The organism is Pandoraea pneumonica (genome assembly GCF_049918595.1).
GTDB classification, from domain to species: Bacteria; Pseudomonadota; Gammaproteobacteria; order Burkholderiales; family Burkholderiaceae; genus Pandoraea; species Pandoraea pneumonica_A.
The window spans coordinates 119148-136691 of sequence record NZ_JBNCRZ010000003.1 but is presented as its reverse complement, the minus strand read 5'-3'; the positions used below and the strand labels follow the sequence as shown (position 1 = coordinate 136691).

The window sequence follows — 17544 nt, the reverse complement described above, 5'->3', positions numbered from 1 at the left end:
TCGACGAAGGAGAATAGATAATGCAAGTGATTCTGCTGGAAAAGGTCGTCAATCTGGGTAACCTGGGCGACATCGTGAAGGTCAAGGACGGTTTCGCACGTAACTTCCTGATCCCGAACAAGAAGGCCCGCCGTGCCACGAAGGACGCGATCGCCGAATTCGAAGTTCGCCGCGCCGAACTGGAAAAGGCTGCCGCCGACAAGCTGGCTGCTGCACAAGCCGAAGGCGAAAAGCTGAGCGGTCTGGCCGTGCAAATCTCGCAGAAGGCTGGTGTTGACGGCCGTCTGTTCGGTTCGGTCACCAACTTCGACATCGCTGAAGCCCTGGGTACCCAAGGTTTCAAGGTCGAGAAGATGCAAGTGCGTCTGCCGAATGGCCCGCTGAAGACCGTGGGTGACTTCCCGGTTCAGGTCGCGCTGCACACCGACGTCGTCGTCGATGTGACCATCTCGGTCCTGGGCGAGCACGCCTAAGTCGTATTCGCGTCAGCTTCCCGACGCGTGTAAAAGACGGAAGCCGGTCCGCCGGCTTCCGTTTTTTTATGTCTGCTTGTTTTGCCTCCTCCCCACCGCCGACCGCCTTCCGGTTGCGCATTCTCTTCCACGTTCGTTACGTTCAATAGCGCCGACTTATGCTGCCTCCCGGGAAACTGCTGGACAAATCACGTTCGGGAAAATCGTCGCGCAAGCGAGACTTTTCCGGTCAGGATCGCGACGGTGGCGGATCGCGTGACCACGGTATAATGCCCGGCATGAACGCGCCCGATCCCCAGCTCGACTCCCTGAAGGTGCCCCCGCACTCCATCGAGGCGGAACAATCCGTTCTCGGCGGGTTGCTGCTCGATAACGGCGCCTGGGATCGCATCGGCGACTTCCTCTCCGAATGGGATTTCTACCGCTATGACCACCGGCTGATTTATCAGCACATCGGTCGGCTCATTGCCGGTGACCGTCCTGCCGACGTCATTACCGTTTTCGAATCGCTCACGACCGCTGGCAAAGGCGAGGACGTGGGTGGTTTGGCGTACCTGAATGCCCTGGCGCAGAACACGCCGAGCGCGGCGAACATTCGTCGTTACGCGGAAATCGTGCGCGACCGTGCGGTGCTGCGCAAGCTGGTGACGGTGGCCGACGAGATCGCGTCGGACGCTTTCAATCCGCAAGGCAAGGAAGTGCGGCAAATGCTCGACGAGGCCGAGGCGAAAGTCTTCGCCATCGCCGAAGAGGGCTCGCGTAGCGCGACCGGCTTTCTCGAACTGCAACCGCTGCTCACGCAAGTGGTGGAGCGCATCGACGAGCTGTATCACCGCGAAGGCGGCAGCGACATTACCGGTATTCCGACCGGTTTCGTCGACCTCGATCGCATGACCTCGGGTTTCAACGGCGGCGATCTGATCATCGTGGCCGGCCGTCCGTCGATGGGTAAAACGACCTTCTCGATGAACATCGGCGAGCATATCGCGGTGGAAGAAGGGTTGCCCGTCGCGGTGTTCTCGATGGAAATGCCGGGTACGCAGTTGGCGATGCGTATGCTGGGTTCGGTGGGGCGTCTCGATCAGCATCGTTTGCGTACCGGCAAGCTGGTCGATGAAGACTGGCCGAAGCTCACGCACGCGATGCAGAAGATGAACGAGACGCAACTGTTCGTCGACGAAACGCCTGCACTTAACCCGATGGAATTGCGTGCGCGTGCGCGACGTTTGGCCCGTCAGTGCGGCAAGCTCGGCCTGATCATCATCGATTACTTGCAGCTCATGAGCGGCTCGGGCGGCGGTGAGAACCGGGCGACCGAAATTTCCGAAATTTCGCGTTCGCTCAAGGGCCTCGCCAAAGAGCTCAACGTGCCCGTCATTGCGCTTTCGCAGCTCAACCGAAGTCTCGAACAACGCCCGAACAAGCGCCCAGTCATGTCCGACCTGCGTGAATCGGGTGCAATCGAACAGGATGCCGACATCATTCTGTTTATCTATCGCGACGAGGTGTACAACCCCGATACCCCTGACAAGGGCACCGCCGAAATCATTATCGCGAAGCAGCGTAATGGTCCTATCGGTGCGGTTCGTCTGGCGTTTATCGGTGCGTATACCAAGTTCGACAATCTGGCCGGCCCCCAATACTGACGCGAAATTACTGCCTGTTTGAGAAGGCGTGCGGTGGCGCACGCCCGCAACAGGGTAGAATGTGACGTTTTTGTGTCGACCAGTCCCCTCTCAATACCCGGAGTTTTCCAATAATGTTCGGTCGCTTCATGCCCACCGAGGGCAAGTTCTTTGACCTGTTCAACCAGCACGCGGAGTGCATGATTGCCGGCAGTCGCGAACTTGCCGCCATGCTCAACGACCTGCCAAACGCAGAGTCACGCACCGTCGCCGTGCAGAACAGCGAGAAGAAAGCGGATCGCATCACGCACGAGACCATCGACCTGATGCACAAGACGTTCATCACGCCTTTTGATCGCGATGAGATCCATAAGCTGATCAGCACCATGGATGACATCCTGGATCTGATGGAAGACGTGGCGACCGCTGTCTGGATGTACGACATCAAGAGCGTGCCCACGGAGGCGCGTCAGCTCGGCGAGATCTGCGTGAAGTGCTGCGAGCGCGTGCAAAGCGCCGTGGCGCTGCTCAATGACATGGATCGCGCACGCGACATCCTGAAGTTCTGCGAAGAAATCGATGGCCTGGAATCGGAAGCCGACCGCCTGTTGCGCGGCTCGCTCTCGAAGCTGTTCCGCGAAGAGGCCGACGTGAAAGAGCTGATCAAGCAGAAGGCTGTGTCGGAATTGCTCGAGTCGGTGACCGACAAGTGCGAAGACGTTGCCAACATCATCGAAGGCATTGTGTTGGAAAACGCCTGAGCGGAGACGATTGATGGCAACGCTGCACATCAGCCTTTGGCTGGTCGGACTATTGATCGCGCTGGCGCTTTTGTTCGACTTCATGAACGGCTTTCACGACGCCGCCAACTCGATCGCGACTGTGGTCTCGACGGGCGTCCTCAAGCCGCACCAAGCGGTGGCATTCGCCGCCATGTTCAACATCATCGCGCTGTTCGTCTTTCACCTGAAAGTCGCGGCGACGGTGGGCAAGGGCACCGTCCACCCGGAGATCGTCGATCACTACGTGATCTTCGGTGCGCTGGTCGGGGCGATCGCCTGGAACGTTATTACCTGGTACTACGGCATTCCGTCGAGCTCCTCGCACGCCCTGATCGGTGGTCTGGTCGGTGCGGCAGTCGCTAAGGCGGGCACCGGTTCGCTGGTTGCGAGCGGTTTGCTGCAAACGGTCGCATTCATCTTCGTGTCGCCGCTGCTGGGCTTCGTGCTCGGCTCGTTCTTCATGCTGCTCGTGTCGTGGCTGTTTTTCCGAACGCCGCCCGCACGTGTGGACCGCTGGTTCCGTCGCTTGCAACTGGTTTCGGCCGGTATGTATAGCCTCGGGCACGGCGGTAACGATGCGCAGAAGACTATCGGCATTATCTGGATGCTGCTGATCGCCGCGGGCATGTGGCCGCAGGAAGCCGCTGAACCGCCACTGTGGGTGATCGTCGGCTGCTATCTGGCCATCGGTCTGGGCACCATGTTCGGTGGCTGGCGCATTGTGCGCACGATGGGTCAGAAGATCACGAAGCTCAAGCCGGTCGGCGGTTTCTGTGCCGAGACGGGCGGGGCGTTCACGCTGTTCTTCGCCTCGTGGCTCGGCGTGCCGGTCTCGACGACGCACACGATTACCGGCGCCATCGTCGGCGTGGGTGCCACGCGCAAGCTCTCGGCCGTGCGCTGGGGTGTCGCAGGCAACATCGTCTGGGCGTGGGTGCTGACCATTCCGGCATCGGCGTTTATCGCAGCTATCGCCTGGTGGGTCGGTAAGCAGATTCTGTGATGATGGATATCGATGCGGGCTGAGCGGTCGGCATCGATTTCTGCAAAACAAAAAAGCGGCTTCGGCCGCTTTTTTGTTGGGTGCTGGGATTGCGATGCGCTATCGAAGTCATCGGGACAATCAATTTCAATAGTTAATTGCGATTGATTATCATTTGTTCATAGTGTTTTATCGAATGCCTGAGGAGACCACCATGACCACGATGATCCAACGTTCGCTGCGCATTCGCCCGATGACAACCTTGATGGGTGTCGCGATTAATGTCGGCGGGGCTGCGGCACTGCTTGCGCATTTGCACTAATTCCCCGCGCGGCGATTACATCGAGCTGTTGGCGAAACGGGCGATGGGATCGTCGTCCTGAGCGGGCGGCGTCGTGAGGTTCGCGGTGCGGTCTGGTGACGCGCCTTGTGGGTCGAGCGGCGAGGGTGTTGCCGTCGTGAGCGGCCGGTTCGGTGCGGTATTCATCGGCACCACCGGCAGCGGTGCGGCAACCGGCGCTTGCGATGCCACGGTGTCCGGTGCCGAACGGTTCACGTAGGTCGTATTGCCAGCCGGAGCCTTATTGGCTGCCACGCGCCGCACACCATCGATGCGGCGTGCCCAATACGGGATATACAAGCTCTCCAGACGCACCGTGCCGCCCGTATTCGGCGCGTGCACGAATTTTCCCTGACCGACGTAGATGCCCACATGCGAGTGGGCGCGTCCCGTCGTATTGAAGAAGATGAGGTCGCCAGACGCGAGATCATCGCGCTCGAGCGGCGTGCCGATACTGCTCATATCGGCCGTCGTGCGCGGCAGATTCACCCCAGCGGCACGCGCGACCACATAGCGGACCAAGCCGCTGCAATCGAAGCCAGAATCGGGGGTATTGCCACCGTAACGGTAGGGGATGCCGACCAGACTCATCGCCTCGATCGTGATTTCCTCTTGCCCCGCGCTGCGCTCAGGGCCCATCGTACGATTGCCAAAGTTGGCATTGCTGCTCGGGCGAACGCTCGGGCCAGAGGAGCAGGCGGCGACGAGTAGCGTGACGCTCAGCGCTGTGACGCAACGCCACGACACCCACGACCGACGCGGCGATGCCGAGTCTGCGGCGATGGAGCGATGGGTGCGGAAGGGGCGCTGGATTCGCATGCGCCGAGTTTACGACGCTTACCGGGCGAATGCATGGCAAAAGTGCCGGAATCCGGACTTTTTGTGGCTTCGGGGTCACAAATTGGGCGATTCTTGGACGATTCTGTCGCGCAAGCGCCATGAACACACGATTTTCCGTTGTCCGTACCGATAAAAAAACGGCACCCGGAGGTGCCGTTTTCATGGCGAACGAAAGGCCGTCTGCGTCAGAGAATTTCCGCCGCGTAATCGGCCAGTCGCGAGCGTTCGCCGCGTGCGAGGGTCACGTGACCGCTGTGTCCCCAGCCCTTGAAGCGATCCACGACGTAGGTCAGCCCTGAGCTGCCTTCGGTCAGGTAGGGCGTGTCGATCTGCGCGATGTTGCCCAGACAAATCAGCTTGGTGCCGGGACCTGCACGCGTGACCAGCGTCTTCATCTGCTTCGGCGTCAAATTCTGCGCCTCGTCGATGATGACGAACTTGTTCACGAACGTACGGCCGCGCATGAAGTTCATGCTCTTGACCTTGAGTCGCGAGCGAATCAATTCTTGCGTGGCGGCACGGCCCCATTCGCCGGCCGAATCATCGGTCTTTTGCAGCACTTCGAGGTTGTCGTCGAATGCGCCCATCCACGGCTGCATCTTCTCTTCCTCGGTGCCCGGCAGGAAGCCGATATCTTCACCGACGGGCACCGTAGCACGCGTGATGATGATCTCGTTGTAGCGCTTCTCGTCGAGCGTCTGTGCCAGACCGGCGGCGAGTGCCAGCAGCGTCTTGCCGGTACCGGCCTGACCCAGCAGCGTAATGAAATCCACTTCGGGGTTCATCAGCAGATTCAGCGCGAAATTCTGCTCGCGATTGCGTGCCGTAATGCCCCACACGTTGTTCTTGTGGTGGCCGTAGTCGCGCAACGTCTGCAACAGCGCCGTCTTGCCGTTGATCTCGCGCACCTGAGCGTAGAACGGCGCTTCGCCGTTGTTCGTCTCCAGATACACGAACTGGTTGATGAGGAAGCTCGCGCACGACGGTCCGGTGATGCGATAGAACGTGGTGCCCGTGCGGTTGTCCTGCCAGCTTTCCATGCCCTTGCCGTGCTTCGTCCAGAAGTCCGGCGGCAGGGCCATCACGCCCGAGTAGAGCAGATCGCTGTCCTCGAGCACCTTGTCGTTGAAGTAATCCTCCGCCGGCAAGCCGAGCGCATGCGCCTTGACGCGCATGTTGATGTCTTTGGATACCAGCACGACCTGACGATCGCGGAACTTGTCCTGCAACGCGCGCACGACACCCAGAATCTGGTTGTCGGCCTTGCCTTGCGGCAGGCCTTCGAGCGGCGGCGGCTCGGGCAGGTCGGTCTGGAAGTACAGGCGGCCCGTCGCATCCTTGTTGCCAAGGCGAGAGAGCGGAATGCCCTCGGACATCGACTTCGAGCCGCTCTCGGCGACCAACCCGTCGAGCGTGCGGCTCACCTGACGCGCATTGCGCGCCACTTCCGACATGCCCTTCTTGTGATTGTCGAGCTCTTCCAACGTCATCATCGGCAGATAGACGTCGTGCTCTTCGAAGCGGAACAGGCTGCTCGGGTCGTGCATGAGCACATTCGTGTCGAGCACGAAGAGCTTGGCCGGTTCCTGATCTTTCCCACGCGCGCGTTTGGTGCCACCCGCCGGGGCAGGCGACTTCACCGCCTTGAGCGGTGTGGTCGCGCCGGACGGATCGGCAGCCGGGGCCGAGCGCGGCGAACGTGCAACGGGTGGCGACTGAGGTGCAGTCTGCGCCACGGACGAGGGGTTGGGGACGACCTTCAATTCGGTCGTGCCAGCCGCACCAGACGCTTCGCCCAGTGCGTGTTGTTCAGATGAGGGGATCGGTTTCTTGGCCTCCGTGCGCGAAGGTTTGAGGCGAGTGGGGAATTGTTCCGGGGCAAGCAGCGTGCCCGGTTTGGTCGGCGCCGATGGCAATGGCATAGATTTCCCGTTCAAGAAAACACAACACTACTCGGCCGGGACAGACCGCAATACATCACATCCCGGCAACAAAAAAGCCGCCTGCCCGGACGCACCGGAGAGGCGGCTTGGCTGAAGGCGCCGCCGTGGCGACGCCTGCAATAGTCTCGTTCAATGCGCTTGATCATTACGACCGACTATAACGTCTCTGACCGTGCTTGTATAGCGCCGAATGACCTCACTGGCGGGCACAATCGGTGCTTTGGCAACACGTGTGCGAATAGCGCTCGGACGCCAACATTCCCACCGCCCGAACGCTGTCTGTCAGCGCCCGGCCGGTGTTCCGTGGAGGCTCAAAATGGGCTCAAAGCGCTTGCACGGCAGCGAGCACTTCGCTCACGTGTTCGGGTACGCGCACTCCGCGCCATTCGAGTCGAAGCACACCTTTTTCGTCGATCACGAAGGTGCTGCGCTCGATGCCTAAGTGTTCTTTGCCATACAGTTTTTTCAGCTTGATGACACCGAACAACTTGCACACGGCTTCGTCGCTATCGGAGATCAGCGGGAAGGGCAGTTCGAGCTTGCGCTGGAAGTTTTCATGCGAGCGAAGACTGTCGCGCGACACGCCGATAATCTGCGCACCGGCCGCCTGAAACTGGGCGTAGCTATCGCGAAAGTTCATGCCCTCGGTGGTGCAGCCGGGCGTGTTGTCTTTCGGATAGAAATAGATCACCACTTTCTGGCCGCGATGGGCCTTAAGGGAAAAGTCGCCGCCGGTGGCCGGTGCGGTGAAGTCGGGCACGAGGGTGTCGATGGCTACCGTCACTATGGTCTCCTTGGGTGGCCGTTCAAAGCCGGAATAGGGAAGCGAAGGGCAGGTTCAGGCGGCGGCCTGTCCCTCGAGAATCAAATCGCCCGAGCGGCCCTGAATTTCGCCCCACACCACCGGATGTGCCGGCAGGCTGGCGAGATCGAGCGACTCGTAATACTGGCCCATGGTCACCAGATCGTGCCCCTGACGACGCCATCCGGACAGCACCTGGCGGAACAGTGGAGCGAGCTTCTGGCCTTCAAGTTCTGCGTGCAACGTGAACACGTGATCTTGCGCTGGATCGCGAGTCAGGGCAAGCAGATGCTCCGCCACGGCGTTCGCGTCCCGGTCGTCCACGCCGAGCAATTCGTCGACCGTCGGCAACGTCGTCGGCAGTTGCACGTGGTTCAGGCGAACCCCGTCGACGATCGGGTAGTGCGGTGCTTGACCACGTCCGTCGGACGAGTACTTCATGCCCCAGGCATCGATCTGACGAAACGCGTGATTATTCATCTGCCAGCCTGCCGCGCCGTGCGTCACGGGCGGTGCGCCGAAAATCTGTGCAAAGCGGGCATGGGCCTGCGACATCTGACGCTGCGTCCATTCGGCATCGCGCCCGCGCACGTTGTCTTGCCAGTACGTGTGGTCCCACGTGTGGATGCCGGTCTCGTGACCTGCCGCCTGCACGGTGCGCATCACGTCCGCAGCGCGCAGGCCGATATCCGGGCCGGGCAGCAACGTGCCGTACATCAGCGTTTTGAACCCGTAGTGTTCGACGACCGATGTGCGCGAGACCTTCTTCAGAAAGCCGGGGCGGAAAACGCGTTTGAGTGCCCAGCCGGTATGGTCGGGGCCCAGGCTGAAAAGGAAGGTGGCCTGCGCCTGATGTTCCGCGAGCGCGGCGAGCAGGTTGGGCACGCCTTCGCGGGTGCCACGCAGGGTGTCGACGTCGATTTTCAGGACAATCTTGGCCATGGCCGTCCTCTTGTTAGGCATCGCGGCACGCGACGTGCCTGATTTGCAGATGCCTCGGATGCGGGAGATGCCGAGTCAAAAACGCCCGATGCGCCAGGGGGCGCACCGGGCGTGCAGTGCGATTCATGCAACGAGACCCGCGACCGTGGGGTGGCGGGTCTGAAGCTTACTCGACCAGACGGCGAGCTTCGGCAACGTGGCCGCGATACGCTTCGAAGATTTTGCGCAGGGCGTCGTCCATCGTCGTGGTCGGTGCCCAGCCCAGTTCTTGCATCGTGTTTTCGATCTTCGGCACACGATTCTGTACGTCTTGGTAGCCGTTGCCGTAGTAGGCGTCCGACGACGTTTCGACGATTTGCACCTTCTTGGCCGTCTCGGCGTACTCGGGGAATTCGCTGGCCAGCTTGAGCATCATGTTGGCCAGTTCGCGCACCGAGAAGTTGTTCTTCGGGTTGCCGATGTTGTAGATCTTGCCGCTGGCAACGTTGTTCTTGTTGTCGATGATGCGCACGAGCGCGTCGATACCGTCATCGATGTCCGTGAACGCGCGCTTCTGGCTGCCGCCGTCGACCAGGCTGATGTTCTCGCCACGGGCGATGTGACCCAGGAACTGCGTGACCACGCGCGACGAACCTTCCTTCGGCGTGTAGATCGAGTCCAGGCCAGCGCCGATCCAGTTGAACGGGCGGAACAGCGAGAAGTTCAGGCCCTCCTGCATGCCGTAGCCCCAGATCACACGATCCATGAGCTGCTTCGAGCAGGCGTAGATCCAACGCGGCTTGTTGATCGGGCCGTAGATCAGCGGCGAGTTTTCCGGATCGAATTCACCGTCGGTGCACATGCCGTAGACCTCGGAGGTCGACGGGAACACCAGATGCTTGCCGTACTTTACGGCCGAGCGCACGATCGGCAGGTTCGCTTCGAAGTCGAGCTCGAACACGCGCAGCGGGGCCTTCACGTACGTGGCCGGCGTGGCGATGGCCACCAGCGGGAGGATCACGTCGCACTTGCGAATGTGGTACTCGACCCATTCCTTGTTGATCGTGATGTCGCCTTCGAAGAAGTGCATGCGCTCATGGTTGATCAGATCGCCGAGGCGGTCTGTGAGCATGTCCATGCCATAAACTTCCCAGTCGGTCGTCTCCAGGATGCGTTTCGACAGATGGTGGCCGATGAACCCGTTGACACCGAGAATCAGGACTTTTTTCATATTACGGTCAGTGATTGAGCTGGGAAAACTGTGCCGGCGTAACAACCGCGCCGTCCAGCATTAGTTCATGAATGACGAGGGCATTTCCGTCGCCGCAAACGCCAAGGAGCGCATTATCCACTACTTGTAGTCCGCAGGGCAAACCGGCGGGAGTGGATCCCCGTGCCGGGCGAGCCCGCGTGACCACCCAACGGCGCCCGGCCGTGTCGGTGAATGCCCCCGGATACGGTGGCGCGACCGCGCGAATCAGGTTGTACACCTCGATCGCAGGCTTCGTCCAGTCGATACGACCGTCTTCCGGCTTGCGACCGCCAAAGTAGCTGCCTTCGGCCAAATTGTTGGCGTGACGCGGCGCGGTACCCGCCAGCAGGCCAGGCAGGCAGCGCCAGAGCGTCTGCTCGGCGGCGACCGTGACTTTCTCGAAGACTTCCCCGGCCGTGTCGTCTGGCAGGATCGGCACCGACGTCTGGTCGATGATCGCGCCAGCGTCCGGCTTGAGCGCCATTTCGTGCAACGTGGCGCCCGTTTCCGTTTCGCCCTTCAAAACCGCCCAATTCACCGGCACGCGTCCGCGGTACTTGGGCAGCAGTGAGCCGTGCATATTGAACGCGCCGTGGCGGGCGATCTCCAGCACCGGCACCGGGATCATGTGGCGGTAATAGAACGAGAAGATGAAATCCGGCGCGACGTCGGCGATCTTGGCGGCAAGCGCCGGATCTGCCGGATCGTCGGGCGTGATGACCGGGATGCCATGTTCGGCGGCCACCGAGGCCACGCTGCCGAACCAGATGTTCTCGTTCGGGTTGTCCTGATGGGTCACCACCAGGGCGACGTCGACGCCCCGTGCGAGCAGCACTTGCAGGCAGCGCACGCCGACGTTGTGATACGCGAATACAACAGCTTTGGAACTCATGAGGTGTGCGGGGCCCTTAACGTGCGCCCGCGCGAGGCGCGGTGCCACCCGATTCGACATCCTGCGCCGGAGCGTTGCCCTCGGCGGATGCCGCATTGGGGCTCAGCTCCGTTGCGCCAGTCGCCGCACTGTTCGTCAGTGCTGCCGACCCGGTATTGCGGCCCGACTCTTGCAGTACGGCCTGCACCAGATAGCGCGGACGTTGGCGCACTTGCTGATAAATGCGGCCAATGTACTCGCCGAGCAGTCCCATGCCGAACAGAATCACGCCCAGCAGGCAGAACGTGACAGCGAACAGCGTGAACACGCCCTGGACTTCCGAGCCGAACAGGAAGCGACGCGCCATCAGCACGATGAACAAGACGCCCGACGCGGCGGACAGCGAAATGCCCACGCCCGAGAGCCATTGCAGCGGCACGACGGAGAAGCCGGTGACCAGATCGAAGTTCAGACGAATCAGGCTATAGAGCGAGTACTTCGACTCACCAGCGAAGCGTTCCTCGTGAGCGACGTCGACTTCGATCGGATTCTGCGCAAACGTATAAGCGAGCGCCGGGATGAACGTATTGATCTCGCGGCACTGATTGACCGTATCAACAATGTGGCGGCTATAGCCGCGCAGCATGCAACCCTGATCGGTCATGCGAATGCGCGTAATACGTTCGCGCAAACGGTTCATCAGTCGCGAGGCATTGCGGCGGAACCACGTGTCCTGACGATTCATGCGAATCGTGCCCACGTAATCGTGACCGGCGGCGAGTTGCGCGACCAGCTTGCCGATTTCTTCCGGCGGATTCTGGAGGTCGGCGTCGAGCGTGATGACCCATTCGCCGCGCGTGTGTTCGAAGCCCGCCAGAATGGCCATGTGCTGACCATAGTTGCCGTTGAACAGCACGACGCGCGTCACATCCGGGCGTGCGCGGTACTGTTCGGCAAGAATGGCGGCCGAGCGATCGCGGCTGCCGTCGTTGACGAACACCACTTCGTAGGCCAGTCCCAGTTTGTCGAGCGCCGGATAAAGCCGCGTGAAGAGGGCGGCGAGACCGGCCTCTTCGTTATAAACCGGGATGACGACGGAGAGTTGTGGATGAGTCATTTTTGATGATTGGCGCTAATGGCGTTGACGGCCGCGCAAACACGCGCGACGTCGTCGTTCGTCATGGCAGGGAACAGCGGCAGCGTGAGGAGCGAGCGGCCCAGACGTTCCGTCTGCGGATATTGCCCTTCGTGATGCCCCAGTGCCCGATACATTGTAAACAGGTGAATTGCGGGATAGTGTACGCCGCTGCCGATGCCCGCCGCTTTGAGCTTTTCCATGAACTCGGCGCGCGAGATCGTCAGACGATCGAGCGGCAGTTCGATCTGGAACATGTGCCAGTTCGAGTTTTCGAAGTCCTTGGGCGGAAGACCCAGGCCCAGCGTTGCGGCGGCACCGGTGGCGAGGCCGTCGAAATACAAGCGGGCCAGTTCGGTGCGGCGCTGATTGAATCCGGCCAGCTGCGGCATTTGACCCAGGCCGACGCGTGCTGCCACGTCCGTCAGATTGAATTTGCCGCCAAGCACGTCGACATCCATGCCGTCCATGCCGATACGCGTCACGCCTTGCAGACGATACTTCTCGGCCAGACGCGCTTCTTCCTCGTTGTTGAACACGAGGGCGCCGCCTTCGATGGACGTCAGGTTCTTGTTCGGATGGAAGCTGAACGACACCAGATCGCCGATGGCGCCGATGCGTTTGCCATGCCACGTCGAGCCCATGGCTTGCGCGGCATCTTCGATCACGCGCAGGTTGTGGCGGCGAGCGATGTCGTACAGGCGGTCCATATCGACCGGCAAGCCGGCGAGGTAGACGGGGATGATCGCGCGCGTCTTCGGCGTGATCGCCTTCTCGAGCAGGTCGAGATCGATATTGCGCGTGGCCGGATCGACATCGACGAACACGGGTGTGGCACCCACTTCGAGGATGACGTTAGCCGTGGCTACCCACGACAGCGGCGTGGTGATGACTTCATCGCCGCTTTGCACGCCGGCGATGCGCAGGCCGATCTCCAGCGTGGCAGTCCCCGAATTGAACGTGCGCACGGGGCGCCCACCGAAATATTCGGACAATGCCTTCTCGAAGGCCTGCACTTGCGGGCCCGAGGTGATCCAGCCCGAGCGAAGCACATCGGCGACGCCCGCGATGGTCGCGTCGTCGATGGTCGGCCGGGTGAACGGCAGGAACGGTAGGTTGGACTGGGGGGGCGCCGATTCGCTCATGATTTTTGACAAGGCCTCAGGTAAGCGGCGCAGAGCTTAGCTGCGCGCAAGAATATAAACACCGACCAGAATGATGCCGATGGCGACCATACGCTGCATCGACAGGGTTTCGCCGAACAAGTACCACGCGGCAAACGCGTTCACCACGTAGCCGAGCGAGAGCATCGGATAGGCAATCGAGACTTCGACGCGCGAGAGCGCCAGAATCCACACGACGACGCTGATGGCATAGCACACCAGGCCGCCCATGATCGGCACCTGCGTGGCGAGCTTGATGCCGATGGGCACGATGTTCGCGCGGGTGAATTCCAGTGCGCCGATCGAATTGGCGCCAGCTTTGAGCAACAACTGGGCGCACGCGTTGAGCAGCACGCCCGTGAGAATAAGGGAAAACGTAGCGAGATTCATGGAACGTTTGTGAACGTTTGTGAATAATTATGGACGGCGTTCCTTGGCTGGTGCTTAGGCCGCGCTGACGCGCACACGCCTGGCACCGCTTTGGTAACACCCCTGTCGAATTCGATAGTTCTGGTCGCGTGTCAGACCTGCATTGCAGGACGGGTTCCCCGCGAACCCCGTCCCAACGGCTTCTGCTTGCAGACGACACACTGACGAGCGCTGCGCCCGGCATTCGAACCGGCGCTTGAAACGCACGATAAAGGCGCTATTTTACGTTGTCTTGCGGCTGTGGTTTGCTAATTACAACGCGCCGGGCGTCACGGGCGATGACACGCATCGGCAAATGCTCGGCTTCGAGCTTGGCAAACGTGTCCGGATCGACCAGTGCGAGTGCCTTCGGATCGGCCCGCCAGCGCGTATAAAAGTCGGCCAGCGTCGGCAGCCACTTCTGCGGCTCCTGTTTCACGCCGAATTCCAGCTCGTCCGGGTGTTGCACCATGATCATGTCCGTGCCGAGATAAAACGGCATGGTGTGGTCGAGCACGTTCACCGAGTAAAACGGCACGCCCGGCCCGAGTCGCTGCATTTCGGCCTTCACCGCCGGCACCAGCAGTACCCCCGAACTTTGCCGTCCGAACACCTCGTGGCCCATGCCGCCGATGGTGGTCAGCAGCAACATGGCGGTGGCGAACATGATCAGCGCCCGGCGGGCACTGTGGCGCGCCATGCGCCAGGCGAGTAACGTGCCGACCAGTCCGGCGCCCAATGCGAAATAGAGCCAGATCTGGAAGGCTTTGTACAACTCGTTCGGGTTGCGCACGCTGCCGGCACGGCCGACGAAGATCGCCACCATGACGAGTGCAGCAATCAGAAACACGGCATACCCGGCCAGATGCAGTCGCAGGGCATCGCGCCGCATCTGCGCGAGATACAGGCCGAACAGCAGCGCCATGGCCGGGGCGATGGGCAGCAGGTACGAAATCAGCTTCGAGTGCGAGACGCTGAAGAACACGAAGATGAAGATGGCCCACGTCCACAGCAGCACGGCGGGCGCGAAGCCGTTGGGCTGACGCGGCATGCGCCACGTGGCGCGCACGGTGCCGGGTAGTACCGACAGCCACGGCAGGAAGCCCACGAGAAACACCGGGACGAAGTACCAGAGTGCGCCGTCGCGATTGTGGCCTTCCTCGGCGAAACGCCGGAAGTGTTCGTTGATGAAGAAGAAGTCGAAGAACTCGGGGTTGCGCATCTGAACTAGCACGAACCACGGCGCAGCGATGATCAGGAATACGATCAGCCCGCTGCCGAGATACAGGCGGCGCCACAACGCCCAGTCGCGGGCGATCAAGGTGTAGAGCACCAGCACGGCGCCCGGCAGCACGATACCCACGAGTCCCTTGCTGAGCACGGCGAGCGCCATTGCCGCCCAGCACAGCCACATCCAGCCGCGCACGGCCGAGCGGTCCAGTCCGGGGCGTTGGGCGAGCAGCAGCGCGCACAGCGACAGACCCATGAAGAACGACAGCCCCATGTCCAGCACGTTGAAGTGCCCGAGCAGGGCCCACAGCGGCGCGCTCGCAAGGGCGGCGGCGGCAAACAGGCCCACGCGTGCGTTGAACAGTCGTCGTCCGGTAAAGCCCACCATCAGCACGCCGGCAAAGCCGGTCAACGCCGTCCACAGGCGCGCTTGCCATTCACCGAGACCGAATGCCGCAAACGTCAGCGCGTTCATCCAGGTTTGCAGCGGCGGCTTCTCGAAATACTTGTAGCCGTTGTAGCGCGGCGTGATCCAGTCGCCCGTCGTCCACATTTCGCGCGCCATTTCCGCATATCGGCCTTCGTCGCTGGCGATGAGATGGCGATAGTCGAGCATGCCGAACCACACGAGGGCGAAGCCCACGAGCAGCAGCCAGAAGGCGGCAGGCGATAACGGGTAAGGCGCGGGAAGGGGAGATGTTGAAGCGTCGGCGGCAGGCAAGCCTGCGCTTCCGTTCTTGGCGGCGGTGTTGGCGGCGGCGCGGCGGTTCACTCAGGCGTTCCGTTTTCGATGAGCACGACCAGCACGACGCGTCGGCCTTCGCTCATCAGAATGTTGTAGGTGCGGCAGGCCGCTTGCGTGTCCATCGAATCGACGCCGATACGCGTGCTGGTCAACGAGGCGGTGAGACGCGGGTGAGCGAAGCGCAGCCGCTCGCCGCTGCCGAAAATCACCACTTCCGGGTCGAGGGCGCGCAAGGCTTCGAAATGCGAGGGCTCGAGCGTCTCGAACGTCGAAACAGGCCAGGCCTGAATCTCGCCCTCGGGCGCGACGATCACGCTGTGGTTGAAGCGCGTCTTATTGATTTCGATGTAGCCGGGTCCGTAGCCGGTCACCGTGTTCAAGGCTTGCGAGGGGTCTTGGTGCAGTTTCACTTTCGGAGATTCCCTACCGGATCGAGTCGGATGGAGACGGGATAGCGGTGCAATGAAAACAGAGCGGCAGCGGCTCGCCCGATGTATGGAGCGCATAGGGAGCGCGCGGCGCGGTCGGGCATCTTGCCTCGCGTAGCGGAAACCGTCAATGATGCATTGCCGAACTCTGTCATAATTGGCTAAATTATAGCTTTTTGCCGTACGCAGCACGGCAAACCGTTGCAGTGCGGCATTTGCGACACCGGAACCGGAGACATCGGGCATTTTGCCCGAGGATCGCCGGTCCGCTCAAATCCCGCCTGCGGTCCCAGCGTTGCGCCCGATGCCGGCCTGCCAGCCGCTCGTCAAGAATAACGACCGCCGTGAAACCGATCCTCAAATCGCAGAAATTGCAGAATGTCTGCTACGACATTCGTGGGCCCGTGCTTGAACATGCCAAGCGCATGGAAGACGAAGGTCATCGCATCATCAAGCTGAACATCGGCAATCTGGCGCCGTTCGGTTTCGAGCCGCCCGACGAGATCGTGCAGGACATGATCCGCAACCTGCCGAACTCGGCCGGTTACTCCGATTCGCGCGGCGTCTTCGCGGCCCGCAAGGCGATCATGCATTACGCCCAGCAAAAGGCCATCAAGGATGTGCAGCTCGACGACATCTACCTCGGCAACGGGGCGTCGGAGCTCATCGTCATGGCCATGCAGGCGCTGCTCAACGACGGCGACGAAGTGCTGGTGCCCGCGCCCGACTATCCGCTGTGGACGGCTGCTGTGAGTCTGTCCGGCGGCACGCCCGTGCACTATGTCTGCGACGAGCAAGCCGACTGGCAGCCGGATCTGGCCGACATTCGCAAGAAGATCACGCCGAACACGCGCGCGATCGTCGTCATCAACCCGAACAATCCGACCGGCGCGCTCTATACCGACGAAGTACTCAAAGAAATCGTCGCTCTGGCGCGCGAGCACAAGCTGATCATCTACGCCGACGAGATCTACGACAAGATCATCTACGACGGCGCAGAACACACCTCGCTGGCGTCTCTCTCGGAAGACGTCCTCACCATTACGTTCAACGGCCTGTCGAAGAGCTATCGCGCGTGCGGTTACCGCGCGGGCTGGATGATCGTGTCCGGCGACAAGCGTCCGGCGCGCGACTACATCGAGGGGCTCAACATCCTCGCGTCGATGCGCCTGTGCCCGAACGTGCCGGGCCAGTACGCCATTCAGACGGCGCTAGGCGGCTATCAAAGCATCAAAGACCTGATCGTGCCGGGCGGCCGCCTGTACGAGCAGCGCGAAATCGCCCACCGCATGCTCACCGCCATTCCCGGTGTGACCTGCGTGAAGCCCAAGGCGGCGCTGTATCTGTTCCCGCGCCTCGATCCGGCGGTGTACCCCATCGCCAACGATCAGGAGTTCATCCTCCAGTTGCTGCTCGAAGAAAAGGTCCTGCTGGTGCAGGGCAGTGGCTTCAACTGGATGCATCCCGACCATTTCCGCGTAGTGTTCCTGCCTCACGAGGGCGACCTGGAAGACGCCATCAGTCGCATTGCCCGCTTCCTGGACGGTTATCGCCGTCGCCACGGCAAGTGATGCGCGCCAACCGATTTCGACTTTTGAGTAAAT

The 17544-nt window shown here is 61.3% G+C and carries 16 protein-coding genes; 5 read left to right on the top strand and 11 right to left on the bottom strand.

Annotated features, from left to right (window positions below):
• Positions 1-20: 20 nt before the first annotated feature.
• From rplI to ACPWR9_RS13105, 4 genes are all read left to right on the top strand, one after another.
• Positions 21-473, top strand: a complete 453-nt coding sequence (gene rplI / locus ACPWR9_RS13120; RefSeq protein ID WP_426298247.1) for a 50S ribosomal protein L9 — start codon at positions 21-23, stop codon at positions 471-473.
• A gap of 278 nt (positions 474-751) precedes the next feature.
• Positions 752-2119: a replicative DNA helicase gene (locus ACPWR9_RS13115; protein ID WP_150678491.1), complete on the top strand. Its 1368-nt coding sequence runs from the start codon at positions 752-754 to the stop codon at positions 2117-2119.
• A gap of 113 nt (positions 2120-2232) precedes the next feature.
• Complete coding sequence (locus ACPWR9_RS13110) at positions 2233-2859, top strand: DUF47 domain-containing protein (RefSeq protein WP_150678490.1); 627 nt, start codon at positions 2233-2235, stop codon at positions 2857-2859.
• A 13-nt stretch (positions 2860-2872) separates the two neighbouring features.
• Complete coding sequence (locus tag ACPWR9_RS13105) at positions 2873-3883, top strand: inorganic phosphate transporter (RefSeq protein WP_150678489.1); 1011 nt, start codon at positions 2873-2875, stop codon at positions 3881-3883.
• Positions 3884-4199: 316 nt separating this feature from the next.
• Here the strand turns inward: ACPWR9_RS13105 and ACPWR9_RS13100 are convergent, their stop codons facing one another.
• The 11 genes from ACPWR9_RS13100 to ACPWR9_RS13050 form a co-directional block, all read right to left on the bottom strand.
• On the bottom strand, positions 4200-5021 hold the full coding sequence (locus ACPWR9_RS13100) for an NlpC/P60 family protein (protein WP_426298245.1): 822 nt from the start codon (positions 5019-5021) through the stop codon (positions 4200-4202).
• A gap of 206 nt (positions 5022-5227) precedes the next feature.
• Positions 5228-6964, bottom strand: a complete 1737-nt coding sequence (locus tag ACPWR9_RS13095) for a PhoH family protein (RefSeq protein WP_426298243.1) — start codon at positions 6962-6964, stop codon at positions 5228-5230.
• A 343-nt stretch (positions 6965-7307) separates the two neighbouring features.
• A complete protein-coding gene (locus tag ACPWR9_RS13090; protein ID WP_426298241.1) occupies positions 7308-7769 on the bottom strand; it encodes a peroxiredoxin in 462 nt (153 codons plus the stop codon).
• A gap of 54 nt (positions 7770-7823) precedes the next feature.
• Positions 7824-8729: a polysaccharide deacetylase family protein gene (locus ACPWR9_RS13085; protein ID WP_426298239.1), complete on the bottom strand. Its 906-nt coding sequence runs from the start codon at positions 8727-8729 to the stop codon at positions 7824-7826.
• Positions 8730-8895: 166 nt separating this feature from the next.
• Positions 8896-9939, bottom strand: a complete 1044-nt coding sequence (locus ACPWR9_RS13080) for a bifunctional UDP-4-keto-pentose/UDP-xylose synthase (RefSeq protein WP_426298237.1) — start codon at positions 9937-9939, stop codon at positions 8896-8898.
• A 7-nt stretch (positions 9940-9946) separates the two neighbouring features.
• Entirely contained in the window at positions 9947-10852 is a 906-nt protein-coding gene (locus ACPWR9_RS13075; RefSeq protein WP_426298235.1) for a formyltransferase, read from the bottom strand.
• Between the two features lie 16 nt (positions 10853-10868).
• A complete protein-coding gene (locus ACPWR9_RS13070) occupies positions 10869-11948 on the bottom strand; it encodes a glycosyltransferase (RefSeq protein WP_426298233.1) in 1080 nt (359 codons plus the stop codon).
• Complete coding sequence (locus tag ACPWR9_RS13065) at positions 11945-13111, bottom strand: DegT/DnrJ/EryC1/StrS family aminotransferase (RefSeq protein ID WP_426298231.1); 1167 nt, start codon at positions 13109-13111, stop codon at positions 11945-11947. Before ACPWR9_RS13065 ends, ACPWR9_RS13070 begins: the two co-directional genes overlap by 4 nt.
• A gap of 36 nt (positions 13112-13147) precedes the next feature.
• Positions 13148-13519, bottom strand: a complete 372-nt coding sequence (locus ACPWR9_RS13060) for an SMR family transporter (protein WP_426298229.1) — start codon at positions 13517-13519, stop codon at positions 13148-13150.
• 256 nt (positions 13520-13775) lie between these two features.
• Positions 13776-15488, bottom strand: coding sequence for a glycosyltransferase family 39 protein (locus tag ACPWR9_RS13055; RefSeq protein WP_426299340.1), 1713 nt, complete (start codon positions 15486-15488; stop codon positions 13776-13778).
• 47 nt (positions 15489-15535) lie between these two features.
• Positions 15536-15922 (bottom strand): Mth938-like domain-containing protein, encoded by a 387-nt coding sequence (locus ACPWR9_RS13050; RefSeq protein ID WP_426298227.1) that lies wholly within the window; start codon positions 15920-15922, stop codon positions 15536-15538.
• 362 nt (positions 15923-16284) lie between these two features.
• Between ACPWR9_RS13050 and ACPWR9_RS13045 the strand changes: the two genes are divergently transcribed.
• Positions 16285-17511 (top strand): pyridoxal phosphate-dependent aminotransferase, encoded by a 1227-nt coding sequence (locus ACPWR9_RS13045; protein WP_426298225.1) that lies wholly within the window; start codon positions 16285-16287, stop codon positions 17509-17511.
• The last annotated feature ends 33 nt before the right edge of the window (positions 17512-17544 follow it).